The 24,216-nt window shown below is 70.1% G+C and carries 15 protein-coding genes; all 15 read right to left on the minus strand.

Annotated features, from left to right (window positions below; genetic code table 11):
- Window positions 1–15 precede the first annotated feature (15 nt).
- The 15 genes from ACFYUY_RS27115 to ACFYUY_RS27185 all read right to left on the minus strand — a co-directional run bounded on the left by ACFYUY_RS27115 (window position 16) and on the right by ACFYUY_RS27185 (window position 24,015).
- The gene (locus ACFYUY_RS27115) at window positions 16–1,662 is read right to left on the minus strand and encodes an ABC transporter substrate-binding protein (RefSeq protein WP_360210806.1); all 1,647 of its coding nucleotides are present in this window, start codon (window positions 1,660–1,662) and stop codon (window positions 16–18) included.
- 407 nt (window positions 1,663–2,069) lie between these two features.
- Window positions 2,070–3,362: an ABC transporter ATP-binding protein gene (locus ACFYUY_RS27120; RefSeq protein ID WP_387904441.1), complete on the minus strand. Its 1,293-nt coding sequence runs from the start codon at window positions 3,360–3,362 to the stop codon at window positions 2,070–2,072.
- On the minus strand, window positions 3,349–4,404 hold the full coding sequence (locus ACFYUY_RS27125; protein WP_360210810.1) for an ABC transporter ATP-binding protein: 1,056 nt from the start codon (window positions 4,402–4,404) through the stop codon (window positions 3,349–3,351). The genes ACFYUY_RS27120 and ACFYUY_RS27125 overlap by 14 nt, the downstream gene beginning before the upstream one ends.
- Before the next feature lie 16 nt (window positions 4,405–4,420).
- Window positions 4,421–5,335: an ABC transporter permease gene (locus ACFYUY_RS27130; RefSeq protein ID WP_360210968.1), complete on the minus strand. Its 915-nt coding sequence runs from the start codon at window positions 5,333–5,335 to the stop codon at window positions 4,421–4,423.
- Window positions 5,336–5,411: 76 nt separating this feature from the next.
- Window positions 5,412–6,338 (minus strand): ABC transporter permease, encoded by a 927-nt coding sequence (locus ACFYUY_RS27135; protein ID WP_360210812.1) that lies wholly within the window; start codon window positions 6,336–6,338, stop codon window positions 5,412–5,414.
- Window positions 6,339–6,440: 102 nt separating this feature from the next.
- Window positions 6,441–8,060, minus strand: a complete 1,620-nt coding sequence (locus tag ACFYUY_RS27140; protein ID WP_360210814.1) for an ABC transporter substrate-binding protein — start codon at window positions 8,058–8,060, stop codon at window positions 6,441–6,443.
- Between the two features lie 179 nt (window positions 8,061–8,239).
- Window positions 8,240–9,256 (minus strand): dipeptide ABC transporter ATP-binding protein, encoded by a 1,017-nt coding sequence (locus tag ACFYUY_RS27145; RefSeq protein WP_360210816.1) that lies wholly within the window; start codon window positions 9,254–9,256, stop codon window positions 8,240–8,242.
- Window positions 9,249–10,298, minus strand: coding sequence for an ABC transporter ATP-binding protein (locus tag ACFYUY_RS27150; protein WP_360210818.1), 1,050 nt, complete (start codon window positions 10,296–10,298; stop codon window positions 9,249–9,251). The genes ACFYUY_RS27145 and ACFYUY_RS27150 overlap by 8 nt, the downstream gene beginning before the upstream one ends.
- 19 nt (window positions 10,299–10,317) lie before the next feature.
- A complete protein-coding gene (locus ACFYUY_RS27155) occupies window positions 10,318–11,256 on the minus strand; it encodes an ABC transporter permease (protein ID WP_387904445.1) in 939 nt (312 codons plus the stop codon).
- Window positions 11,249–12,193 carry an ABC transporter permease gene (locus ACFYUY_RS27160; RefSeq protein WP_387904447.1) on the minus strand — a complete coding sequence of 315 codons (945 nt, stop codon included), beginning with the start codon at window positions 12,191–12,193 and terminating at the stop codon, window positions 11,249–11,251. The genes ACFYUY_RS27155 and ACFYUY_RS27160 overlap by 8 nt, the downstream gene beginning before the upstream one ends.
- A gap of 89 nt (window positions 12,194–12,282) precedes the next feature.
- On the minus strand, window positions 12,283–13,908 hold the full coding sequence (locus tag ACFYUY_RS27165; protein ID WP_360210824.1) for an ABC transporter substrate-binding protein: 1,626 nt from the start codon (window positions 13,906–13,908) through the stop codon (window positions 12,283–12,285).
- A gap of 429 nt (window positions 13,909–14,337) precedes the next feature.
- Complete coding sequence (typA, locus tag ACFYUY_RS27170; protein ID WP_360210826.1) at window positions 14,338–16,242, minus strand: translational GTPase TypA; 1,905 nt, start codon at window positions 16,240–16,242, stop codon at window positions 14,338–14,340.
- Between the two features lie 230 nt (window positions 16,243–16,472).
- On the minus strand, window positions 16,473–18,302 hold the full coding sequence (locus ACFYUY_RS27175) for an ABC transporter family substrate-binding protein (RefSeq protein WP_387904448.1): 1,830 nt from the start codon (window positions 18,300–18,302) through the stop codon (window positions 16,473–16,475).
- Between the two features lie 84 nt (window positions 18,303–18,386).
- A complete protein-coding gene (locus tag ACFYUY_RS27180; RefSeq protein ID WP_360210970.1) occupies window positions 18,387–20,879 on the minus strand; it encodes a SpoIIE family protein phosphatase in 2,493 nt (830 codons plus the stop codon).
- Between the two features lie 388 nt (window positions 20,880–21,267).
- On the minus strand, window positions 21,268–24,015 hold the full coding sequence (locus tag ACFYUY_RS27185; RefSeq protein ID WP_360210830.1) for a SpoIIE family protein phosphatase: 2,748 nt from the start codon (window positions 24,013–24,015) through the stop codon (window positions 21,268–21,270).
- Between the last annotated feature and the right edge of the window lie 201 nt (window positions 24,016–24,216).

The following is a 24,216-nucleotide window of genomic DNA, read 5'->3' on the forward strand; positions in this document are numbered from 1 at the left end:
GAGGGTGACGTCGGATCAGGCGAGCTCGACGCTGGCCAGGTCGATCCGGTTCTGCGCGTCCACGATCACGTTCTTCACGGCCTTCGTGTAGGCCGAGGAGAGCATGTAGGTGTAGACCGGGATGTACGGGAGGTCCTTGATCAGGATGTCGTCGGCCTGCTGGTAGAGCTTGATGCCCTCGTCGTCGGTCTTCGCGCCGTCGGCCTTGGCGAGCAGCGCCTCGAAGTCCTCGTTGACGTAGCCGCCGTAGTTGGAGCCGTTCTCGATGGCGACCTTGGAGAAGATCGGGCGCAGGTAGTTCTCGATGGACGGGTAGTCCATCTGCCAGGCCATCCGGAAGGCGCCCGAGTACTCCTTCTTGCCCAGGGCGTCGAGGATCTTGCCGAACTTCTCGAACGGCTTGAAGGTGACCTCGATGCCGAGGTTGTTCTTCAGCTGGTTGCCGACGGCCTCGATCCACTCCTTGTGGCCGCCGTCCGCGTTGTACCCGATCTCGAGCTTGTTGCCGGGCAGGCCGCCGGACTGGGTGTAGAGCTCCTTGGCCTTCGCCGGGTTGTACTTGGCGGCGTCGCCGAGGGCGCCCTGGCGGTAGCCGGGGATGATCGGGCTGATGAAGTCCGAGGCCGGCACGCGGGTGCCGGAGAAGATCGTCTTGCAGATCGCGTCGCGGTCGATCGCCATCGAGATCGCCTTGCGCAGGTCCGCGCTCTTGAACGCCGGGTTGGTCGAGATCGGGAATCCGAGGTAGCCGACACCGGATTCCGGCCGGTAGATGTACCGGTCGCCGAACTCCTGGGAGACCGTCGCGAGCGCCGAGATCGGCAGCTTGTTGGTGATCTGGATGTTGTCCGCGCGGAGGTCGTTGTACGCGGTTTCCAGCTTGTCGTAAATCTTGAACGTGACCGAATCCAGCTTCGCCTTTCGGTCGAAGGACGGGAAGTTGTCGTACCGCTTGATCTTGATCTGCTTGTTGTGCTCCCAGGCGCCGTCCATCTGGAACGGACCGTTTCCGATCGGCTTGTCGCCGAACGCCTTCGGGTCCGCGAAGAACGCCTTCGGCAGCGGGTAGAAGGCGTTGTACCCGAGCATGGTCTTGAACTGCGAGAACGGCGCCTTGAGGGTGACGGTGAAGGTCTTGTCGTCGACCACCTTCAGGCCCTTGAGCTCGGTCGCGGTCGGCTTCTTGTCCTTGCCCGGGGCGAGGTCCTCGGAGCCGAGGATCTTGTCGTAGAACGGCAGGCCCTGCGCGGCGTTGTCCTGGTTGGCGCCCCAGTTCCAGGCGTCCACGAAGGACTGCGCGGTGACCTTCTCGCCGTTGTGGAAGGTGTAGCCGTCCTTGAGCTTGATGGTCCAGACGGTGGCGTCCTGGGTCTCGATCGACTCGGCGACGCGCAGCTTGGGCGCGGTGGTCTTGGGGTCGTACTCGACGAGGCCAGCGAAGAGCGCGAACTCCACCTGCGCACCCTCGGACTCCGCGGTGTTCTGCGGGATCAGGCCGTTCTGCGGCTCACCCGACTCGATGCTGATCGAGCCGCCGGTCTTGCCCGTGCCGCCGCTCGCCTGCTCCGAGGACTTCTTGTCGCTGCCGGTGCTGCACGCGGAGATCGCCAGTGCCGCACACGCCGCGAGCGCGGTCAGACGCATCGTCTTGGTGAGCCTCATTCAACTGCTCCTCGATTTAGGGGCTTACGAACGAACGGCGCCCCGCCACTCGGTGTGCCGGGCATGGCGGAGGTCGACATCAGGGCCGATCCACACAGTTGGCGAGGTGACCGCTGATACGCGCAGAGCAACTATCGATCAACCGACCCCCCTTGCGGAATCCACGTCACGTCTCTTTTCAATTACATGCTCAGGCCAGGCCGGACAATGCTCGCCAAATTCCCGCATATCGAAAACGGAATCATCCGCTCCGAGCGCCGAATAGCGAACACCGGATGCCGGTATTCGCGCGTTTACGAGGAGTAATGATCTTTCCGGCGGTATTTCCGCAGCACAACGCGAGGGCGCGCCCTCGATCGAGGACGCGCCCTGGATGCCTCGCCGCGCCGGCGGCGTCAACCGAATCGTTACCCGGGCGGACCGCTCCCCGGCCCGTCCTCCCCGCCCTGCGGGCCCGGCTCGTCCTGCGGGCCCTGCCCGCCCGGCCCCTCGCCGCGCTCCGCCGCGCCCTGCCCGTTCTCGCGCTCCGCCGCGCTCTGCCCGTTCTCGCGCTCCGCCGCGCCCTGCCCGTTCTCGCGCTCCGCCGCGCCCTGCCCGTTCTCGCGCTCCGCCGCGCCCTGCCCGTTCTCGCGCTCCGCAGCGAAGTGACACGCCGAGTCGTGCCGCGCCGCCCCCTCCAGCCACGACGGCGAGGTCAGCAGCGGCGTCTCGGTCGCACAGCGGTCCTGCGCCTTCCAGCACCGGGTGCGGAAGCGGCAGCCCGAGGGCGGGTTGGCCGGCGAGGGGACGTCCCCGGTGAGCACGATCCGGTCCCGGGACTCCCTGGCCGTCGGGTCGGGCACCGGGACGGCCGACAGCAGGGCCTGGGTGTACGGGTGGGTGGCGTGGTCGTAGATCTCCGCGTCGCTGCCGATCTCGACCATCCTGCCGAGGTACATCACCCCGACCCGGTCGGAGATGTGCCGGACGATCGAGAGGTCGTGGGCGATGAACATGTACGACAGGTTGAAGTCGCCCTGCAGCTGCTCCAGCAGGTTGATCACCTGCGCCTGGACGGAGACGTCCAGCGCCGAGACCGGCTCGTCACAGATGATCACCTCCGGCTTGAGCGCCAGCCCCCGGGCGATGCCGATGCGCTGGCGCTGGCCGCCGGAGAACTGGTGCGGGTACCGGTTGATGTACTCCGGGTTCAGCCCGACCACGTCCAGCAGGTCCTGGACGGCCTTGCGGCGGTCCCCCTTCGGTGCCACCTCGGGGTGGATCTCGAAGGGCTCCCCGATGATGTCGCCGACCGTCATCCGCGGGTTCAGCGAGGTGTACGGGTCCTGGAACACCATCTGGATGTTCCGGCGCACCGCCTTCAGCCCGGCCCCGGACAGCCGGGAGATCTCCTCGCCCTTGTACTTCACGGACCCGCCGGTGGCCGGCTCCAGGTTCATCAGCACCTTGGCCAGCGTGGACTTCCCGCAGCCGGACTCGCCGACGATGCCCAGCGTCTCGCCCTGCATCAGGTCGAAGCTGACCCCGTCGACCGCCTTCACCGCGCCGACCTGCTTCTTGAAGACGATCCCCTTGGTCAGCGGGAAGTGCTTGACCAGCTCCCGCACCTCCAGGATCGGCTCCCCGCGCGGCACGGCCTGGGCGAAGGCGGCCTCCGCGGGCACCGCACCCAGTGCGCTGGCTCCGTTAGCGCTGCTCATGGAGGGTCTCCTTCCAGAAGAAGCAGGCACTGCCCCGCCCGGTCACCGGGGCGCCGTCGTCGTCGGTGACGGGGAACAGCTCCGGCACCTCGGCCCGGCAGCGGTCCTGCGCCCGCGGGCAGCGCGGGTTGAACGCGCAGCCCTTGGGGATCCGCAGCAGGTTGGGCGGCAGGCCCTTGATCGCGTAGAGCTCCTGGCCCTTCTGGTCCAGCCGGGGGATGGAGTCCAGCAGGCCGCGGGTGTACGGGTGGGCGGGCCGGGCGTAGAGCTCGTGCACCGGGGCGGTCTCGACGATCCTCCCCGCGTACATCACGGCGATCTTGTCCGCGACGTCGGCGACCACGCCGAGGTCGTGGGTGATCAGGATCAGCCCCATGTGGAACTCGGCCTGCAGCTCCGCGAGCAGGTCCATCACCTGGGCCTGGACGGTGACGTCCAACGCCGTGGTGGGCTCGTCCGCGATGATCAGGTCCGGTTCCAGGGCCAGCGCCATGGCGATCATGATGCGCTGGCGCATGCCGCCGGAGAACTGGTGCGGGTAGTCGTTGACGCGCTGCTTGGCGGCGGGGATGCGCACCCGGTCCATCAGCTCGACGGCCTTGTCCTTGGCGTCCTTGCGGGACGTCCCGTGGTGGGCGCGGAACATCTCGCCGAGCTGGAAGCCCACCGTCAGCACCGGGTTGAGCGAGGAGAGCGCGTCCTGGAAGATCATCGCGATCTTCTGCCCGCGGATCTTCCGCCGCTCCTCCTTGCCCATCTTCAACATGTCCTGGCCGCGGAAGCGGATCTCACCGCGCGGGATGCGGGCCGGCGGCATGTCCAGGATCCCCATGATCGCCTGCGCGGTCACCGACTTGCCCGAGCCGGACTCCCCCAGCACCGCCAGCGTCTCCCCGGCCCGGACGCTGTAGTTGACCCCGTTCACCGCCCTGGCGACGCCGTCCCGGGTGACGAACTCGACGTGCAGGTCCCGCACGTCGAGCAGCGGCCCCTCGTACGGCGCCTCGCGCGCGGGCCTGGTGGCGTCCACAGCTGTAGTCACGATGCGTTCCCCTCGCTCAGCGAAGCTTCGGGTCGAGGGCGTCGCGCACCGCGTCGCCCATCATGATGAAGGCCAGCACGGTGACGGAGAGCGCCGCGGCCGGGAAGAACATCACGTACGGCGCGGTGCGGATCACCTTCTGGGCGGAGGAGATGTCGATGCCCCAGGAGATGGTCGGGTCCTGCAGGCCGATGCCGAGGAAGCTCAGCGTGGCCTCGGTCGCGATGTACCCGCCGAGCGCGATGGTGGCGACCACGATGACCGGCGCCACCGCGTTCGGCAGGATGTGCCGGAGCATCAGCCGCCCGGTGCCCGCGCCGAGCGCCCGCCCGGCCACCACGTAGTCGGCCTGTTTGACGGTCAGCACGGCGCCGCGCATCACGCGGGCGATCTGGGTCCAGCCGAGGACGACCAGGGCGAAGACCACGGCCCACACCGTGCGGCTGGAGAAGCCGTTCAGCAGGACCAGGGCGCCGAGCAGCAGCGGGATGCCGAAGAAGATGTCGATGATCCGGGAGAGCACTGCGTCCACGGCGCCGCCGAAGTAGCCGGCGACCATGCCGGTCAGCCCGCCGAGCAGGGTGACGCCGGCGGTCACGAAGATGCCGACCGTGATCGAGGCGCGGGCGCCGTACACCACCCGGGCGTAGATCGAGCGGCCCTGGGCGTCGTAGCCGAACCAGCCGGCCCCGAAGAAGTCGGTCCAGTCCGGGCGCTTGAGGTAGTCGTGCACCAGGTCGGCCTTGCGCGGGTCGGCGTCGGTGAACGCCCACGGGAAGATCGACATGATGATCAGCAGCAGGATCAGGACGGTCGAGATCAGGAAGACCGGCCGCCGCCGCAGGTCGCGCCAGGCGTCGCCCCAGAGGCTGCGGGCCTCCTCCCGTTTGGCCGGGTCGGCCTCGATCAGGGTCTCCTGCTCGACCGCCATGCCCTGCTCGCCGGCGAAGTCGAGGTGCGATACCCCGGGCTTGGGGTGCGGCTCGTACGAGTCCTCGTCGTGGATGTCAGGCATAGCGGATCCTCGGGTCCAGGACCGCGTAGAGCAGGTCGACGAGCAGGCTGGCGACGAGGTAGACGATCACCAGGACGGTGACGATGCCGACCACCGTCGGGCCTTCCTTCTGGTTGATCGCCCGGTACAGGACGTTGCCGATGCCCTGCACGTTGAAGATCCCCTCGGTGACGATGGCGCCGCCCATCAGCGCGCCGAGGTCCGTGCCGAGGAAGGTGACCACCGGGATCAGCGAGTTGCGCAGCAGGTGGCGGGTGATGATGGTCCGCCGGGGCAGGCCCTTGGCGACCGCCGTGCGCATGTAGTCGGCCCGCAGGTTCTCGCCGATGGACGTGCGGGTGAGCCGCGCCACGAACGCGAGCGAGAGCGAGCCGAGCACGATCGCGGGCAGGATCAGCTGGGAGATGTCGGTGGAGTCCTGCACGGTCGGAGTGACCCAGCCCAGGTTGGTCGCGAAGATCGTCTGGGCGATGTAGGCCAGCACGAAGACCGGGATCGAGATCACCAGCAGGGTGAGGACCAGCACCGCGGTGTCCCGGATGCTGCCGCGCCGCAGGCCGGAGACGACGCCGAGGAGCAGGCCGAAGATCACCTCGAAGCCGAAGGCCAGCAGGGCGAGCCGGATGGTCACCGGGAAGGCGTCCGCCATGATGTCGGTGACGGGGCGGCCGGTGAAGCTGGTGCCGAAGTCGCCCTGGAAGAGGTTGCCCATGTAGTGCAGGTACTGCTTCCAGACCGGCTGGTCGAGGTAGTACTTGTGTTTGATGCTGGCCACCACCGCGGGGTCGGCGGCCTTCTGGCCGAACAGGGCCGAGACCGGATCGCCCGGCAGCGTGTAGACCATCAGGAAGATCAACAGCGTGGCGCCGAAGAACACCGGGATCATCTGCAGCACCCGCCGCAGTACGTAACTGCCCATCCGAGCCTCCTTCCTAGGTGCGCGACCGGCCGGGACGGTCGGCCGGGAGGGCCGGGCCCCGCCCTCCGTGCGGGGAGGGCGGGGCCGGCGCGGGGGGCCTGGTCAGCCCTTGACCTCGACCTGGGTCCAGGCCGGGTTGCCGAAGGAGTCGAACATGACGTTCTGCACGTTGGTGGAGTAGCCCGAGTTGGTGCGGTAGTACCAGAGCGGGATGGCGGGCATCCCGCTCGGCAGCACCCCCTCGGCCTGCTGGTAGCCGGTCACCGTGTCGGAGATGTTGGGGGCCTCGTCCGCCTTGGTGGCGTCCGCGTCGAACTGCGGGTCGCTGTAGCCGAAGTCGTTGGACGCGGCGCCGGTGCGGTAGACGTCGGACAGGAAGTTGGCGTTCAGCGGGTAGTCCTGCACCCAGCCGGTCCGGAAGGCGCCGGTGACCTGGTGCCCGGTGATCGCCGCCCGGGCCGTCTTGAAGTCGGGCTTCGGGTCCCCGGTGCACTCGACGCCGGTGTTCTGCCGGATCGAGTTGCAGACCGCGTCGACCCACTCCTTGTGGCCGCCGTCCGCGTTGTACGTGATGGTCAGCTTGTTGCCGGGGACACCGCCGCCCTCGGTGATCAGCTGCTTGGCCTTGGCCGGGTCGAAGTTGCAGAAGTCGCCGCAGGTGCCGGCCTTGTAGCCCTCGACGCCGTCGGCCACCCAGGCGGAGGCGGGCGCGCGCGACCCCTGCAGCACCGTCTTGGTGATGGTGTTGCGGTCGATCGCCATCGACAGGCCCTGGCGCACCTTGGCCTTCTCCGGCGGGGCCCAGTCGGCCTGGTAGAGCGGGAAGCCGATGTTCTGGATGGCGCCCTGCGGGGAGTCGATCGCCCGGTCCCCGAGGTCGCTCTTGTAGGTGGCCAGCGCGGACGGCGGCACCTGGTCCATCACGTCGAGGTTGTTGGACTGCAGGTCCGCGTAGGCGGCCTCGGACGTGTTGTACATCTTGAAGACGACGCCGCCGTTCTTCGGCTTGTCCACGCCCTGGTAGTCCGGGAAGGTCTTGGTGACCACCTGCTGGTTGTGCGACCAGCTGACGAACTGGTACGGGCCGTTGCCCACCGGCTTCTGGCCGTACCCGGCCGGGTCGTTGAAGAAGCCGTCCGGCAGCGGCGAGAAGGCGATGTAGCCGAGCTTGTACTCGAAGTACGAGACCTTGTTGACCAGCTTGATGGTGAAGCCCAGGTCACCGGTGACGGTCAGGCCGGACATCTTGGTGGTGGTCGGCTGGCCGCTGGCCGGGTGGACGTCCTTGTAGCCCTCGATGTCCGAGAACCAGGAGCTGTTGATCTGGTTGTTGCTGGCGGTCGCCGCCCAGTTCCAGGCGTCGACGAAGTTCTTGGCGTGCACCGGGGTGCCGTCGTGGAACTTCCAGCCGTCGTTCAGGGTCACCGTGAAGGTCTGCGAGTCGCTGGTGTCGATCGACTTCGCCACCTGCATGCGGATCTTCGCGTTGCTCGGGTCGTAGTCCACGAGCCCCTTGAAGAGGTTCTGGATGATGCGACCACCGCCGACCTCGTTCGCGTTGGCGGGCTGCAACGGGTTCTGCGGCTCGCTGCTCTGGTAGCTGAAGGTCTTGCTGGTGTCCGACGAGCTGCTGCCTCCGCCGCCGCTGCTGCACCCGGTGGCCACCAGGACCACGGATGTCGCAGCGGCGAGGACCCAACGAGCGCGGGCGGCTACGGGCATGGAGGTCCCTCCTCATGGTGTGTGTCGCATCACACCCCATGAGAAGCGCGCCCCGGCGACGGCGCGAGTCGGGTACCCCCGGACGGGTGCAGGACCCCGCCCGCCGAGTTGACGGAACGACGGAAGGGCCCGCGGCGCGTGGCCGCGGGCCCTTCCGGGTGCCTCGTGAGGAGCGGGGATCAGGCGGCGGCCGTCTCCCGGACCTCGGCGAAGTGACAGGCCGACTGGTGCGCGGCCGGGCCCTCCAGGACCGAGGGCACCGCGAGCAGCGGGACCTCGGTGGAGCAGCGCTCCTCCGCCTTCCAGCAGCGGGTGCGGAAGCGGCAGCCCGACGGCGGGTTGGCCGGCGAGGGGATGTCGCCGCTCAGGATGATCCGGTCGCGCGACTCGCGCGCGGTCGGGTCCGGCACCGGCACGGCGGACAGCAGCGCCTGGGTGTACGGGTGGGTGGCGTTCTCGTAGATCTCCTCGTCGCTGCCGATCTCGACCATCTTGCCGAGGTACATCACGCCGACGCGGTCGGAGATGTGCCGGACGATGGAGAGGTCGTGCGCGATGAACATGTAGGAGAGCTCGAAGTCGCTCTGCAGCTGCTCGAGCAGGTTGATCACCTGCGCCTGGACGGAGACGTCCAGGGCGGAGACCGGCTCGTCGCAGATGATGATCTCGGGCTTGAGCGCGAGGCCGCGGGCGATGCCGATGCGCTGGCGCTGGCCGCCGGAGAACTGGTGCGGGTACCGGTTGATGTACTCCGGGTTCAGACCCACGACGTCCAGGAGGTCCTGGACGGCCTTACGGCGGTCGCCCTTGGGCGCCACCTCGGGGTGGATCTCGAAGGGCTCCCCGATGATGTCGCCGACCGTCATGCGCGGGTTCAGCGAGGTGTACGGGTCCTGGAACACCATCTGGATGTTGCGGCGGACGGCCTTGAGGCCGGCACCGCTGAGCTTGGAGATGTCCTCGCCCTTGAAGAGCACCTGGCCGGAGGTGGCCCGCTCCAGGTTCATCAGCACCTTGGCCAGCGTGGACTTGCCACAGCCGGACTCGCCGACGATGCCGAGCGTCTCGCCCCGCATCAGGTCGAAGGAGATGCCGTCGACCGCCTTGACCGCGCCGACCTGCTTCTTGAAGAGGATGCCCTGGGTCAGCGGGTAGTGCTTGACCAGGTCCTTGACCTCCAGGATGGGCTCAGCCATGGAGGGTCTCCTTCCAGAGGTGGCACGCGCTGCGGCGGCCGGTGAGCTCCTTGCCGTCCTTGTCGGTCACCTGGTGCAGCGCCGGGATCTCCGTGCGGCACAGGTCGGTGGCGACGTCACAGCGGGGGTTGAACGCGCAGCCGGCCGGGACCTTCAGCAGGTTCGGGGGCAGGCCCTTGATCGCGTAGAGCTCCTGGCCCTTCTGGTCCAGGCGCGGGATCGAGCGGAGCAGGCCCTTGGTGTACGGGTGCGCCGGGTTGGCGTACAGCTCGCGCACCGGGGCGGTCTCGACGATCCGGCCCGCGTACATCACGGCGATCTTGTCCGCGACGTCGGCGACCACGCCGAGGTCGTGGGTGATCAGGATCAGGCCCATGTTGTACTCGGCCTGCAGCTCGGCGAGCAGGTCCATCACCTGGGCCTGGACGGTGACGTCCAGGGCGGTGGTGGGCTCGTCCGCGATGATCAGGTCGGGCTCCATGGAGAGCGCCATGGCGATCATGATGCGCTGGCGCATGCCGCCGGAGAACTGGTGCGGGTAGTCGCCGACGCGCTGCCTGGCGGCGGGGATGCGCACCCGCTCCATCAGCTCGACGGCCTTCTCCCGGGCCTCCTTCTTGGAGGCGCCGCGGTGCACCCGGAACATCTCGCCCAGCTGGGCGCCGACGGTCATGACGGGGTTGAGCGAGGACAGCGCGTCCTGGAAGATCATCGCGATCTTCTGGCCGCGGATGAGCCGGCGCTCCTCCTCCTTCATGGCCAGCATGTCCTGGCCGCGGTAGAGGATCTGGCCCTGGCTGATCTTGCCGGGCGGCATGTCCAGGATGCCCATGATGGTCTGGGCGGTCACCGACTTGCCGGAGCCGGACTCGCCGAGCACCGCGAGGGTCTCGCCGGCGGCCACGGAGTAGTTGACGCCGTTCACGGCCTTGGCGACGCCGTCCCGGGTGTGGAACTCCACGTGGAGGTCCTTGACCTCCAGCAGCGGGGTGCCGATTTCGAGCCGGCCGCTCTTCTGGTTCTTCTCGATCACGGTGGTCATCGGGTCGTCACCTCTTCTCTCAGCGGAGCTTCGGGTCGAGGGCGTCGCGGACCGCGTCGCCGAGCATGATGAAGGCCAGCACGGTGACGCTCAGGACCGCAGCGGGGAAGAGCAGCACGTGCGGGGCCGCCAGGAAGCGCACCTGGGCGTCGCTGATCATCAGGCCCCAGGAGATCTCCGGGGACTGGACGCCGATGCCCAGGTAGGACAGCGCCGCCTCGGCACCGATGTAGACGCCCAGGCTGATCGCGGCGACGACGATGACCGGCGCGATGGCGTTCGGCAGGATGTGCCGGAAGGTGATCCGGCCGGCGCCGGCGCCCAGGGCGCGGGCGGCCATCACGTAGTCGTTGTTCTTGTTGGACAGCACCGAGGCGCGCATGATGCGGAAGATCTGCGGCCAGCCGAGGACGGCCATCACCAGCGAGACGGTGTAGGCGTTGCCCTTCTCCATCACCGACATGATCAGCATGCCGCCGAGCAGCAGCGGGATCGAGAAGAAGATCTCGGTGAAACGGGACAGGATCGAGTCGATGATCCCGCCCTTCCAACCCGCCCAGAGACCGAGCAGCGCACCCACCAGGGTGACCGTGGCGGTGGTCAGGATGCCGACGATGATCGAGTTGCGGGCACCCCAGATGGTGCGGGTGTAGTTGTCGCAACCCTGGACGTCGTACCCGAACCAGTGCTCGGCGCTCGGGCGCTCCAGCGAGTGCGACAGGTCGCACGCGCCGTTGTCGAACGGGCTGCCGTCGGTGAACCACTGCGGCACGATCGAGATGACGATCAGCGCCAGGACCAGCACGCTGCCGATGATGAACAGCGGGTTGCGCCGCAGGTCGCGGACCGCGTCCGACCAGAGGCTGGCGACGCGCTCCGGCTTCGCCTTCGCCGGCGCGGCCTTCGGGCTGTTGTCCCCGGCCGGCGCCGAGGCGTCCTTGGTGATGGTGTCACTCATAGCGAATCCTCGGGTCGAGCACGGCGTACAGCATGTCCACGAGCAGGGTGGTCAGGAGGTAGATCAGCACCAGCAGCGTGACGACGCCGACGATGATCGTGCCCTGCTTCTGGTACACGGCCTGGGCGAGCAGACCGCCGATGCCGTGGATGTTGAAGATCTTCTCGGTGATCACCGCGCCGCCCATCAGACCGCCGAGGTCGGCGCCGAGGAACGTGATGATCGGGATCAGCGCGTTGCGCAGGGCGTGACGGCCGATCACCCGACGACGCTTCAGACCCTTGGCGACCGCGGTGCGGACGTAGTCCGCGCGCATGGTCTCCATCAGGCTGGTGCGGGTCAGGCGGGCGACGTACGCCAGCGAGAGCGAGGCCAGGACGAAGGCCGGCAGCAGGTAGGCCCGCAGCCCGTCGTCCTCGTTGAACGAGACCGAGAATAGTTCGATGCCGTACGAGTTCTTCAACTGGACGCCGAGGACCAGCTGGAGGATGAAGCCGGTGACGAAGACCGGGATCGAGATGACCAGCAGCGTGCTGATGAGGATCAGCTGGTCGAGGAACTTGCCCTTGCGAAGGGCCGCCATGACACCCGCAGCGACACCGACGACCGCCTCGATGACGAAAGCCACCAGGGCGAGGTTGACGGTGTACGGGAAGGCGTCACCGATCAGGTCGCTCACCTGGCGGCCCTGCAGGCTCTCACCGAGGTCGCCCCTGAACACACCCGAGATGTAGTTCCAGTACTGAACGAGGAACGGGTCGTTCAGGTGGTACTTCTGACGGATCATGTCCGCCACGATCGGGTCGGCGCGCCTCTCGCCCGCCAGCGCCTGCACCGGGTCACCCGGCAGCTTGAAGACGATCCAGTAGATCAGGAACGTCGCACCGATGAGAACAGGGATCGCCTGTATCAGCCGGCGGATCACATAGCGGCCCATCAGACCTCCATACTTTCGGACAAGGAAGGGAGGCGGGAGGACTCGGACTGTGGTCCGGTCCACCCGCCCCCATTCGTCTGACTACCGGATCAGCCGGCCAGCTCGACTTCGGCCAGGTTGTAACGCGACTGGGCGTCGGTGTCGAAGTTCTTGATCTTCTTCGTGTACGCCGCCGAGGCCTGGTAGCTGTAGACCGGGATGTACGGCATCTCCTTGATGAGGATGTCGTCGGCCTGCTGGTAGAGCTTGATGCCCTCGTCCTCGGTCTTCGCCTGGTCGGCCTGGTTCAGCAGGTTCTCGAAGTCCTCGTTGACGTAGCCGCCGTAGTTCGAGCCGCTCTCGATCGCGACCTTCGAGAAGATCGGACGGAGGTAGTTCTCGATCGACGGGTAGTCCATCTGCCACGCCATGCGGAAGGCGCCCTGGTACTGCTTGGCCTGCAGCGCGTCCAGGATCTTGCCGAACTTCTCGAACGGCTTGAAGGTGACCTCGACGCCGAGGTTCTTCTTCAGCTGGTTGCCGACGGCCTCGATCCACTCCTTGTGGCCGCCGTCGGCGTTGTAGCCGAGCTCCAGGGTGTTGTTCGGCAGACCGCCGGCCTGGGTGAAGAGGTCCTTGGCCTTCGCCGGGTCGTACTTGCAGGCGTCGCCGCAGGCGTCCTTGCGGTAGCCGTTGATCAGCGGGCTGATGAAGTCCGAGGCCGGGACGCGGGTGCCGGCGAAGATCGTCTTGGTGATCTGGTCCCGGTCGATCGCCATCGAGATCGCCTTGCGGATCTCGGGCTTGGCGTAGGCCGGGTTGTAGGCGATCGGGAAGCCGATGTAACCGACGCCCGACTCCGGCTTGTTGATGTAGCGGTCACCGAACTCGCTGGCCACGGAGGACATGGCGGAGATCGGGAGCTTGTTGGTGGCCTGGATGTTGTCGGCGCGCAGGTCGTTGTACGCGGTGTCCAGGTTGTCGTAGATCTTGAACGTGACGTTCTGCAGCTTGGCCTTGGTGCCGCCGTAGTTGTCGAATCGCTTGATCTTGATCTGCTTGTTGTGCTCCCAGGCGCCGTCCATCTGGAACGGGCCGTCACCGATCGGGTTCTCGCCGAAGGCCTTCGGGTCGGCGAAGAACGCGTCGGGCAGCGGGTAGAACGCGCTGTAGCCCAGCATGGTCTTGAACTGGGAGAACGGGTTCTTCAGGGTGACGGTGAAGGTCTTGTCGTCGACGACCTTCAGGCCCGACAGCTCGGTGGCGGTGGGCTTCTTGTCCTTGCCCGGGGCCAGCTGCTCGGAGCCCTCGATCTTGTCGAAGAACGGCATGCCCTCGGCGGCGTTGTCCTGGTTGGCGCCCCAGTTCCAGGCCTTCACGAAGGACTTGGAGGTGACCTTCTCACCGTTGTGGAAGGTGTAGCCGTCCTTGAGCTTGATCGTCCAGACCTTGGAGTCCGTGGTCTCGATCGACTCGGCCACCTGCAGGCGCGGGGCGTTGGTCTTCTTGTCGTAGTCGACCAGACCGGTGAACAGCGCGTAGAGGACCTGGTTGCCCTCGGACTCGGCGGTGTTCTGCGGGATCAGACCCTTCTGCGGCTCACCGAGCTGGACGGCGATGCTGCCGCCGCCGGACGCGGCCTTGTCGCTGCTCTTCGAGCTCGTGCTGCAAGCGGTCGCCGCAAGGGCGATCGCGGTAGCCGCGACAACCCACTTGGTCGTGGTTGCACCGCGCATGGGGGATGCCTCCTGAAATCGACTATCCAACGAGGAGAGCACCGCGGAAGGTTGATACCGGATCCGCTGTGCCGTCCGCGCTCGTGGTTTCGGCGCGCACCCCTGCGCGTTAACCCTTGACCCGAGCCTGACTGGCTCCACTATCCGTCACGCACGGACACGAAAGTGACCAATGCCGATCTCAATTAGGTCACATGAACGGTCGGTAAGTTTCGAAAACCGGACATAAGAGACATAGCCAGACAGGTACCAAACGGACAGTCGTCATGCATGACGGAGTGTCGTGTTCGCTCAGCGGACACCCGGCTGTGGTAAGCGATATTCCGTTTATACGCGCGTCGACAACTTGCGGTAGTTGAAAAAGTTCGCCCCCCTCTCCATCGGAAAGGGGGGCGAACTTTCGGCCAAAGGCCGTTCAGGACGACCTGATCACGCCTTCTTGGCGCGCGAAGCGGTGCGCCCGCGGTCCTTCTGGTCCAGCACGACCTTACGGATGCGAACCGTCTCCGGGGTCACCTCGATGCACTCGTCCTCGCGGCAGAACTCCAGCGACTGCTCCAGCGAGAGCTTGCGCGGCGGGACGATCGACTCCGCGACGTCGGCGTTCGACGACCGCATGTTGGTGAGCTTCTTCTCCTTGGTGATGTTCACGTCCATGTCGTCGGAGCGCGAGTTCTCACCGACGATCATGCCCTCGTACACCTCGGTGCCCGGCTCGCAGAAGAGCACGCCGCGCTCCTGCAGGTTGGTCATCGCGAAGGCGGTCACCACACCGGCGCGGTCGGCGACCAGCGAGCCGTTGTTGCGGGTGGACAGCTGGCCGAACCACGGCTCGTGGCCCTCGTGGATCGAGTGCGCGATGCCGGTGCCTCGGGTGCTGGTCAGGAACTCGGTGCGGAAGCCGATCAGGCCGCGGGACGGCACCACGAACTCCATCCGGACCCAGCCCGAGCCGTGGTTGGACATGTTGTCCATCCGGCCCTTGCGGACGCCCATGAGCTGCGTGACCGCGCCCATGTGCTCCTCCGGCACGTCCACGGTCAGTCGCTCGACCGGCTCGTGGGTCTTGCCGTTGACCTCCTTGGTGACCACCTGCGGCTTGCCGACGGTCAGCTCGAAGCCCTCGCGGCGCATGGTCTCGATCAGGATGGCCAGCGCCAGCTCACCGCGGCCCTGCACCTCCCAGGCGTCCGGGCGCTCGGTGTCCAGCACGCGCAGCGACACGTTACCGATCAGCTCGCGGTCCAGGCGGTCCTTCACCTGGCGGGCGGTGACCTTGCGGTCCACCTTGGCGCCGGACTTGGCGTCCGCGCCCTTGCCGCTGCCGCCGCGGCCGACCAGCGGCGAGGTGTTGGTGCCGATGGTCATCGAGATGGCCGGCTCGTCCACCGTGATCAGCGGCAGGGCGATCGGGTTCTCGGTGTCGGCGAGGGTCTCGCCGATCATGATCTCGGAGATGCCGGCGACGGCGCAGATGTCACCCGGGCCCGCCACCTCGGCCGGCTTGCGGGTGAGCGCCTCGGTCATCAGCAGCTCGGAGATGCGGACGTTCTGGATCGAGCCGTCGCGCTTGATCCAGGCCACGGTCTGGCCCTTGCGCAGCTCGCCCTGCTCCACGCGCAGCAGCGCGATGCGGCCGAGGAAGTTGTCGGCGTCGAGGTTGGTGACGTGGGCCTGCAGCGGCGCGTCCTCCTCGTACGTCGGCGCGGGGACGTGCTCCAGCAGGGTGGAGAAGAACGGCTCCAGGCTGGTGCTGTCGGCCGGGACGGTGCCGTTCTCCGGCTTGGTCAGCGAGGCGACGCCGTCACGGGCGCAGGCGTAGACGATCGGGAACTCGATCTGGTCCTCGTCCGCGTCCAGGTCCAGGAACAGGTCGTAGGTCTCGTTGATGACCTCGTCGATCCGGGAGTCCGGGCGGTCCGTCTTGTTGATGCAGAGGATGACGGGCAGGCGCGCGGTGAGCGCCTTGCGGAGCACGAAGCGGGTCTGCGGCAGCGGACCCTCGGAGGCGTCGACCAGCAGGACGACCGCGTCCACCATCGACAGACCGCGCTCGACCTCGCCACCGAAGTCGGCGTGGCCCGGGGTGTCGATGATGTTGATGGTGATCGGCGCGCCACCGTCCTTGGGGTGGTACTTGACGGCGGTGTTCTTCGCGAGAATGGTGATGCCCTTCTCGCGCTCCAGGTCGTTCGAGTCCATCATCCGGTCGTCCAGCTGCTGGTGGGCGGCGAAGGCGCCGGCCTGCTTCAGCATGGCGTCGACCAGGGTGGTCTTGCCGTGGTCGACGTGGGCGACGATGGCGACGTTGCGGATGTCGTTGCGCGTGGGCATGCCTAGCTGATTCTCCCGGAATCGTGGGTTGCGGCGCCCGGCCGCGAGACGCCGACCTGCGATCCCTGTTGATCGCCGCCGCCCGTTCCGCCTGCTACTACCGGTCCACCCGCCGGGCATATGGACATGCCTCGGCTTCCTCCTATCGTACGGGGAACCGCCCAGGTGAGCAGAAACGACCAGGTCGGGCGGGATCAAGATCACAGCTGGATCACGTCCGGGGCCCCGTCCTAGGCGTTCCGGCCGATGTCCTGGAAGCGCGGCCAGGCGAAGCCCCAGGCGCCGGCGCCGGCGAGGTCCGCGCGGACGCCGACCAGCTCGGGCCGCTGGTAGAGGGGCACCGAGTGCCCGAGCTGCCAGATCCGGACGTCCGCCTCCTGGAGGAGGTCGAGGCGGGCGGCGGGGTCGAGTTCGGCGGCGGCGCGGTCGAAGAGCCGGTCGATCTCCTCGGTGCCGCTGCGGCCGTAGTTGCCGCCGGGGTCGAGGGCGCCGTCGGCGTCGGGCCGGGGCTTGGCGTAGGCGGGCCGCTGCTCGCCCGCGGGGCTGGCGCCGGCCGGCCAGGAGAACAGGGCGAGGTCGTAGTCCCCGGCGGCGAGGTGGTCCCGGACGAAGGTGTCGGCGGGCGCGGTGACCGCCCGCACCGCCACGCCGGACTCGGCGAGGTCGGCGGTGAGCGCCTCGGCGGTGCGCCCGGCGGTCGCGGAGCCGGCCGGGACGAGCAGGGTGAGGGCGAGCTCCCGGCCGTCCTTGGCCCGGGTGCGGCCGGCGCCGGGGCGCTTCCAGCCGGCCCGGTCGAGCAGCCGGGCGGCGGCGTCGGGGCCGGCGGCCGCGCTGTTGTCGCGGTAGCCGTCCTGGTCGCCGGCGAGCAGGTGGCTGCCGAGCGGGGCGGCGGGCAGACCGAGCGGGCCGAGTGCCGCCTCGGCGATCCGCCGACGGTCGACGGCGCGGACGAGGGCGCGGCGCAGGGCCGGGTCGGTGAGCGGGGCGCGGGCTGCGTTGAGGGTGAGCTGGGTGAGCGAGGCGGCAGCGGCCCGGTGGACGGTGACGCCGGGCAGCGCCTCGGCCCGCCGCAGGGCCCGCGCCGCCGCCTCCGGTGCGGCGGCGGGCGGCACGGGGGCGGGCGGCACCGCGCCGGGGACGGGTACGGGGGTGAGCCCGGCCGGGGCGGTGGCGGGCGCGGGCGCCGCCCGGTCGACCGCGGCGGTGAGCGGGGCGATGTCCAGCCGGTCCTGGTCGAGGGCGTCGAGGCGCCGCTCGGGCGGTGTGGCGAGGAAGTCGATCCGGTCGCTCTTCGGCCGGTCGCCCCACCACAGCGGGTTGCGGACGACGGTGACCGTCCCGCCGGCGGCGTCGTAGCGGGACACCGCGTACGGACCGGCGGTCGGGTGGGGCCCGCCCGTCAGCGGCCGGTTGAAGGCGTCCGCGGTGGCGGTCTCGGCGGCCGGGTAGAGCGGCCCGAACAGGGCGCGCCACTCGGCGCAGGGCCGCCGGAAGGTGACCCTGACCTCGTGCGGGTCGGCGCCCGCGGTGATCGAGTCGATGGCGTCGTACCCGGCCGGGTGGGCGCCCCGGTAGGCGGGGTCGAGGCCGGAGAGGGCGGCCCGCTGCGCGGTGAGGTCGGCGGCGGAGAGCGGGGTGCCGTCGCTCCAGACGGCGTGCCGGTTGAGCCGGTAGGTGACGACCTGGGGCAGCCGCCCGGGCGGGGTGGACTCGGCGCCCTCCAGGTAGTCCGGGTCGGGGACGAGCCGGCCGTGCTCGTCGGGCCGGAACAGCGAGGGGTAGAGGGCGTGGGCGATCAGCGCCGAGTCGGCGGTCGCGGCGTCCTGGTAGACGTCGAGGGTGGCCGGGACGCCGTCGACGGCCCAGCGCAGCGTGCCGCCGTCCCGCACGTCGGTGCGGTCGGCGGGCCGGACGTCCCCGGTGCTGGTGGTCGGGTCGGCCGAGGCGGGTGCGGGGGCGGGGGCCGGGGTGCGGGCCGGGGCCTGGTCCTCGGAGCAGCCGCCGAGGACGGCGGCGAGCAGCAGCGCGGCGGCTGCGGCGGTGAGCTGGCGGACGCGCATGGCGGCCATGGAACGCCGACCGGGCGCCCCGCCCGGGGCCGACACGGCGGCCGCCGGGCGACTGCACCCGGACGGCCGATCCGGCTACAGCCCCAGCTCGAACCAGACGATCTTGCCCTTGGGCGTGCGCCGGCTGCCCCAGCGCTCGGCCAGCAGGCTGACCAGCTGCAGGCCGCGCCCGCCCTCGTCGGTCTCCTGGGCGCGCCGCTGCCGGGGCTGGGCGTAGCCGTCGTCCCAGACCTCGCAGACCATGCTGCGCTCACGCAGCAGTCGCAGCCGGATCTCGCCCCGGCCGTGCTTGAGCGCGTTGGTGACGAGTTCGCTGACCAGCAGTTCGGTGGTGTCGACGAGCTCGTCCAGGCCGCGGGCGAGCAGCCAGCTGCAGGCCAGTTCTCGGGCCTTGGCGACGGAGGTCGGCTCGGGCGGCAGGAACCAGTTGCCGACGGCGTCCTCGGGGAAGGCGTGCACCTTGGCCATCAGCAGGGCGATGTCGTCCTCGCCGTGGTGCGGGTTGAGCTCGCCGAGGACGTGGTCGCAGAGGTTCTCCAGGCTCCGGCCCTCGGCGGAGAGCGCGGTGCGGAAGGCGCGCAGGCCCTCGTCCAGCTGGTGCTTGCGGCTCTCCACCAGGCCGTCGGTGTAGAGGCCGAGGACGGCGCCGTCGGGGAGGGTCAGCTCGACCTCCTCGAAGGGCTCGCCGCCGACGCCGAGCGGCAGGCCGGGCGGTACGTCGAGCATCCGGGCGGGTTCGCCGGGGCTGAGCAGGACGGGCGGCAGGTGGCCGGCGTTGGCGAAGACGCAGCGCCGGGTGACGGCGTCGTAGACCGCGTAGACGCAGGTGGCCAGGTAGACCTCGCGGGCCTCCTCGTCGGCCGTGGAGGTGAGCCGGCCGTACTGGGTGGGCGGGCTGGCGGGCGCGGAGTCGTCGCCGAGGCCGCGGGCGATCTCGTCGAGGGCGCCGAGCACCTCGGCGGGGTCGAGGTCGAGCATGGCGAGGGTGCGGACGGCGGTGCGCAGCTGTCCCATGGCGACGGCCGCGCGCAGGCCGCGGCCCATGACGTCGCCGATGACGAGGGCGGTGCGGTTGCCGGGCAGCGGGATGACGTCGAACCAGTCGCCGCCGACCTCGGTGTTGTTGTTGCTGGGCAGGTAGCGGCAGGCGATCTCCAGGCCGCTGGCGGCCGGGTTGCCCGGGGGCAGCAGGCTGCGCTGGAGGATCAGGGCGCGCTCGTGCTCGCGGCGGTAGAGCCGGGCGTTGTCGATGCAGACGGCGGCGCGGGCGACGAGTTCCTCGGCGATGGCGACGTCGCGGGCGTCGAAGGGCTCGCTGCCGATGGCGCGGGACAGCTGGACGAGTCCGAGCACCTGGTCGCGGGCGACCAGCGGGACGATCAGCGTGGAGCGCAGCAGTGGGTCGGGGCCGGGCTCGGGGATGACGCTGCGGCCGGTGCGCAGCGCCCTGGCGTGCGGGGAGCGGCGCGGGTAACAGAGGGTCCCGCCGGCTTCGGCGATGGGCAGGCCGGTGACCGAGCCGAGGACGGAGGAGGCTCCGCCGACGACGCTGGAGACGGCGACCCGGCGCAGTTCGCCGCTGCCGTCGGTGAGCACGGTGTCGCCCAGGCGGCCGGCGCTGGGGACGGTCTCGCCGGAGAGCAGCGCGGTGTAGAGGTCGACGGTGGCGAGGTCGCAGAACGGCGGGACGACGACGTCGAGCAGTTCCTTGGCGGTGGTCTCCAGGTCGAGGGTGGAGCCGATGTGCGCGCTGGCCTCGTTGAGCAGGGCGAGGTTGCGGCGCACGCCGTCGGCCTCGCGCTCGGCGACGTGCCGGCTGGTGACGTCGGAGACCTGCCCGGCGACGCCGATGGGCTGTCCGGCGGTGCCGTTGAGCCGGTACAGCGAGACGGCCCAGAGCCGGTTGCCCTCGCGGGTGGGGACGGCGCCGTGGAAGCGCAGGTCGAAGACGGGTTCGCCGGTGGCGAGGACCTTGCGCAGGGCGGCGGTGAGCCGGTCGGCCTCGGAGGGCGGGAAGAGGTCGTGCGGGGTGAGGCCCTCGAGGTCGGTGGGGGCCAGGCCCATGCCGGAGGCGAAGGCGTCGTTGACCCGCTGCAGGCGCAGCCGGTCGTCGAACAGGATGAAGCCGGTGGGCGTCTGGCCGAAGACGGCCTCGGAGGCGGCGAGGTCGGTCTCGATGCGGCGCAGCCGGCCGAGGTCGACGGCGAGGCAGGTGGCCCCGGCGGTGGGCAGGGCGCTGTCGGGCATCAGGTAGAGCTCGGCGAGGCCCTCGCCGCCGGCGGCGTCCCGGTAGGGGGTGGTGCCGACCCACTCCTCGCCGGCCAGGGTGCGCTCCAGCCGGGCGCGGCCGCGCTGCCAGAGTTCGCGGGGGACGAAGGTGGTGATCGGGTCGGCGCCGACGGCGTCGGGGGCGGGGACGCCGAAGAACTCGGCGGCGCGCTCGCTCCACTGGCTGATCCGCCCGTCGGGGCCGATCGCGAAGGTGGCGACCCGGATGTAGTCGTAGATCGAGCCCGGGTCGCCGGCACCCCACGGGTGGCCGTCGGCCGCCGGGCGGCCGGTGCGGATGCGGCTCGCGCCGTCGCCGCCCGCCTGGGCGGCGCGCACGGGCAGCTGTGGTGCGCCGACCTGCCCGGGCACGGCGGCATGACCGCTGCTGCTCGGCGCGTTCCGCGCCGGGGTGCTGTTCAACGGACCGACCCCTCCAACCCGCGACCGTCCGGATGTCGAGAAGACCGAGTATTCATCATCGAGGGGTACGTTCACACGCCCTCAACATCACAACATCAGATCGGGCGAAGGTTTTTGTCCTACCGCCCGCGCAACCACAATGCCACGCCCGCGCCCCCTTCCGGAGCGCGCGCTCCCCCCGGCCGCCTACCGGCACGTGCCGCACTGTTCTCCTCGTCTCCGGCCCGGCGCGCACACCCTCGGTGGTCCGCTCGCCGCGCCCCGCTCACGACCCGTCGGGCTCATTACCCGGCAGCGCCTGCTCGAACCAGACCACCTTGCCGATCCCCTCGGCCCGGGCGCCCCAGCGCAGGGCCAGCCGGCGGACCAGCTCCAGGCCCCGGCCGCCCTCGTCGGCCTCGGCCGCGTGGCGCTCCCGGGGCGGGTCGGGCAGCGGGTCGGAGATCTCGACCAGCAGCGTCTCGCCGAGGGTCAGGCGCACCCCGATGGGGGCGCTGGCGTACCGGACGGCGTTCGTGACCAGCTCGCTGACCAGCAGCTCGGCGACGTCGGTGAGCTGCTCGACGCCCCACTCCGCGAGGGTGGAGCGCACCAGCCGGCGGGCCCGGGAGACGGCGGTGGGCTCGGCGGGCAGGGTCCAGCCCGCGGTCGGGGTGCCGGCCTGTCCGTGGCCGAGCCGGGCGAGCAGCAGCGCCACGTCGTCGGGCTCGCGGCCCTGTTCCATGGTGTCCAGCACCGCCTCGCAGGCGGCCTGGATGGAGGCGTGCGGGGCCTGGAGCACGGTGACCAGCCGGCCGAGGCCGACGTCGAGGTCCTTGTCCCGGGACTCGACGAGGCCGTCGGTGCAGAGGGCGAGCAGGCTGCCCTCGGGGATCTTCAGCTCGACGGACTCGAACGGGACGCCGCCGACGCCGAGCGGGGCGCCGGAGGGCAGGTCGAGGATCCGTCCGGTGCCGCCGGGCAGCGGGCCGCCGGTCCGGGTCGGTTCCTCGCCCTCCTCGCCCGGCACCACCAGGACGGGCGGGATGTGTCCGGCCTTGGCGACGGTGAGCCTGGCCGTCCCCGGATCGAACACGGCGTAGACGCAGGTGGCGAGCAGGGCCTCGTCCGGCCCCTGGGCCAGGTCGTCGGCCAGCTCGTGGACGTGCCGCAGCAGGACGTCCGGCGGCAGGTCGAGGGCGGCCAGCACCCGGACGGCGGTGCGCAGCCGGCCCATGGTGGCCGCGGCCCGCAGGCCGTGGCCCATCACGTCGCCGACCACCAGGGCGGTGCGGTCGCCGGGCAGCGGGATGACGTCGAACCAGTCGCCGCCGACCTCGGTGCCGCTGCTGCCGGGCACGTACCGGTAGGCGACCTCGACGCCGGTGGGCTGCGGGACCTGCTGCGGGAGCAGGGTGCGCTGGAGGGTGAGCGCGGCGGTGCGCTCGCGGGCGTAGAGGCGGGCGTTGTCGAGCGAGCTCCCGGCCCGGTCGGCCAGCTCGACGGTGAAGGCCAGGTCGTCCCGGTCGAAGCCCTCGCGGTAGCCGGCCCGGCTGACCAGCAGCAGGCCGATCACGATGCCGCGGGCGCGCAGCGGCACGACCAGCATCGAGTGCACGCCCAGGTCGTGCGCGGCCTGCATCTTCGGATCGCCCGGGTAGGTGACGTCGTCGAGCTGGTCGGCTCCGGAGAGCAGCTCGGGGACGCCGGTGCGCAGCACCCGCCCGCAGGCGGAGTCCTCGGCGAAGGTGATCCGGGCGCCGCGGCGGAGCATGACCTCGACCTCGGGGCCGTCCTGGACGGAGGCGGTGCCGAGCTGGAGCAGCGAGGTGCGCCGGTCGTGGCCGTGCCGGGGCAGGTCGTCACCGTGCGCGACGGCCTGCAGCAGGATCACCGCGGAGTGGTCGGTGAGGCGGGGGACGACGGAGCTGGCGAGTTCCTGGGCGATCCGGGAGGCGTCGAGCAGGTCGCCGACCCGGGAGCCGAACTCGTTGAGCAGCGAGAGCCGGCGCCGGGCGTGCTCGACCTTGGCGACGGCCCGGTAGCGCTCGGTCACGTCCATCACGGTGCCGGAGATGCCGAGCACCCGGCCGGCACGGTCGGTCATCCGGCTGTAGGAGATCGAGCGGTAGCCCGAGCGGGCGGTGACCGGGGAGGCGAGGGTGACGTCGATGACGGGCTCGCCGGTGGCCAGCACCTGGCGCTGGATGGCGGTGATCTCGTCGGCGGCCCGTTCGGGGAGGGTCTCGCCGGTGGTCCGGCCGACGTGGTCGTCGGTGGCGACGCCGTTCATCTCGGCGAGGGTCTGGTTGACGGCGGTGTAGCGCAGGTCGGTGTCCAGGATGGCGATGCCCAGCGGGGACTGCTCGAACAGGGCGTCGCGGACGGCGAGGTCCCGCTCGACGGCCCGGACGGCGGCCGCCTCGGCCAGGCTGACCTGCAGGAACGGGGTGCCGTCGCCGTCCACCAGGAGGGAGATCCGGGCCTCGACGGCGACGGGTGCGCCGTCCCGGTCGCGCAGTTCGGCGTTGCCCGCCCAGCGGCCGTTGCGCAGGGTGTCCTGGACCGCGGAACGGATCCGGGAGACCTGCTCCTGGTCGGGGATCAGTTCCTCGATCCGGCGGCCGACCAGCAGCTCGTTCGGCCAGCCGAGGAGTTCCTCGGCGGCCGGGCTCCAGAGGACCACCCGCCCGGCGGTGTCCAGGATCGCGATGGCGACCTTCAGCATGTCCAGCAGGCTGCCCTCGGTCGGTGCGCCGGTGCCGCGCGGGGCGTCCGAGGGGCCGCCGGGGAAGGGCCGGCCGGGGCGGCTGCGCAGGCCGGGCTGGGCGCCCGGGTCGGGCACGGCCAGGGCGGGGCCCGGCTGCTCGGGGCCCGGGACGTCGGGGCCCTCGCCCGTCTCCCGCCGGCGGCGGCCGACCGGGGGCTGCGGGGTGCCGGGCGGGGTGCCCCGGCGCAGCCGGGCGCGGGCGGCGGCGCTCCCTGCGGCGCCCGGCCGCCGTGCTCCCGCGCCGCCGTTCCCGGTACTCGACACCGACGGGGCCTCCGGCTCTGGTCGGGATCGGCGTCGCCGGCTGGGGCGGCTCACCGATGGTGACGAATGGTCCCGAAACGTGACATACCCAGCAGGACCCAGGCTATCCCGGACGGCGGGTCGTCTTGTCCGATTGACCTACCCCGTGCCCAGCGCGTCGCACCCCGACACGCGGGCGGGCGCACCGGTCGGTCCGTCGGG

Source organism: Kitasatospora sp. NPDC004745 (assembly GCF_042873275.1).
Classification (GTDB): domain Bacteria; phylum Actinomycetota; class Actinomycetes; order Streptomycetales; family Streptomycetaceae; genus Kitasatospora.

What these genes read in the sequence shown, in the direction of transcription:
- ACFYUY_RS27115 (WP_360210806.1), bottom strand. Translation starts at nt 1,662, where the DNA reads ATGAGGCTCACCAAGACGATGCGTCTGACCGCGCTCGCGGCGTGTGCG.
- ACFYUY_RS27120 (WP_387904441.1), bottom strand. Translation starts at nt 3,362, where the DNA reads ATGAGCAGCGCTAACGGAGCCAGCGCACTGGGTGCGGTGCCCGCGGAG.
- ACFYUY_RS27130 (WP_360210968.1), bottom strand. Translation starts at nt 5,335, where the DNA reads ATGGCGGTCGAGCAGGAGACCCTGATCGAGGCCGACCCGGCCAAACGG.
- ACFYUY_RS27135 (WP_360210812.1), bottom strand. Translation starts at nt 6,338, where the DNA reads ATGGGCAGTTACGTACTGCGGCGGGTGCTGCAGATGATCCCGGTGTTC.
- ACFYUY_RS27140 (WP_360210814.1), bottom strand. Translation starts at nt 8,060, where the DNA reads ATGCCCGTAGCCGCCCGCGCTCGTTGGGTCCTCGCCGCTGCGACATCC.
- ACFYUY_RS27145 (WP_360210816.1), bottom strand. Translation starts at nt 9,256, where the DNA reads ATGGCTGAGCCCATCCTGGAGGTCAAGGACCTGGTCAAGCACTACCCG.
- ACFYUY_RS27150 (WP_360210818.1), bottom strand. Translation starts at nt 10,298, where the DNA reads ATGACCACCGTGATCGAGAAGAACCAGAAGAGCGGCCGGCTCGAAATC.
- ACFYUY_RS27155 (WP_387904445.1), bottom strand. Translation starts at nt 11,256, where the DNA reads ATGAGTGACACCATCACCAAGGACGCCTCGGCGCCGGCCGGGGACAAC.
- ACFYUY_RS27160 (WP_387904447.1), bottom strand. Translation starts at nt 12,193, where the DNA reads ATGGGCCGCTATGTGATCCGCCGGCTGATACAGGCGATCCCTGTTCTC.
- ACFYUY_RS27165 (WP_360210824.1), bottom strand. Translation starts at nt 13,908, where the DNA reads ATGCGCGGTGCAACCACGACCAAGTGGGTTGTCGCGGCTACCGCGATC.
- typA (WP_360210826.1), bottom strand. Translation starts at nt 16,242, where the DNA reads ATGCCCACGCGCAACGACATCCGCAACGTCGCCATCGTCGCCCACGTC.
- ACFYUY_RS27175 (WP_387904448.1), bottom strand. Translation starts at nt 18,302, where the DNA reads ATGCGCGTCCGCCAGCTCACCGCCGCAGCCGCCGCGCTGCTGCTCGCC.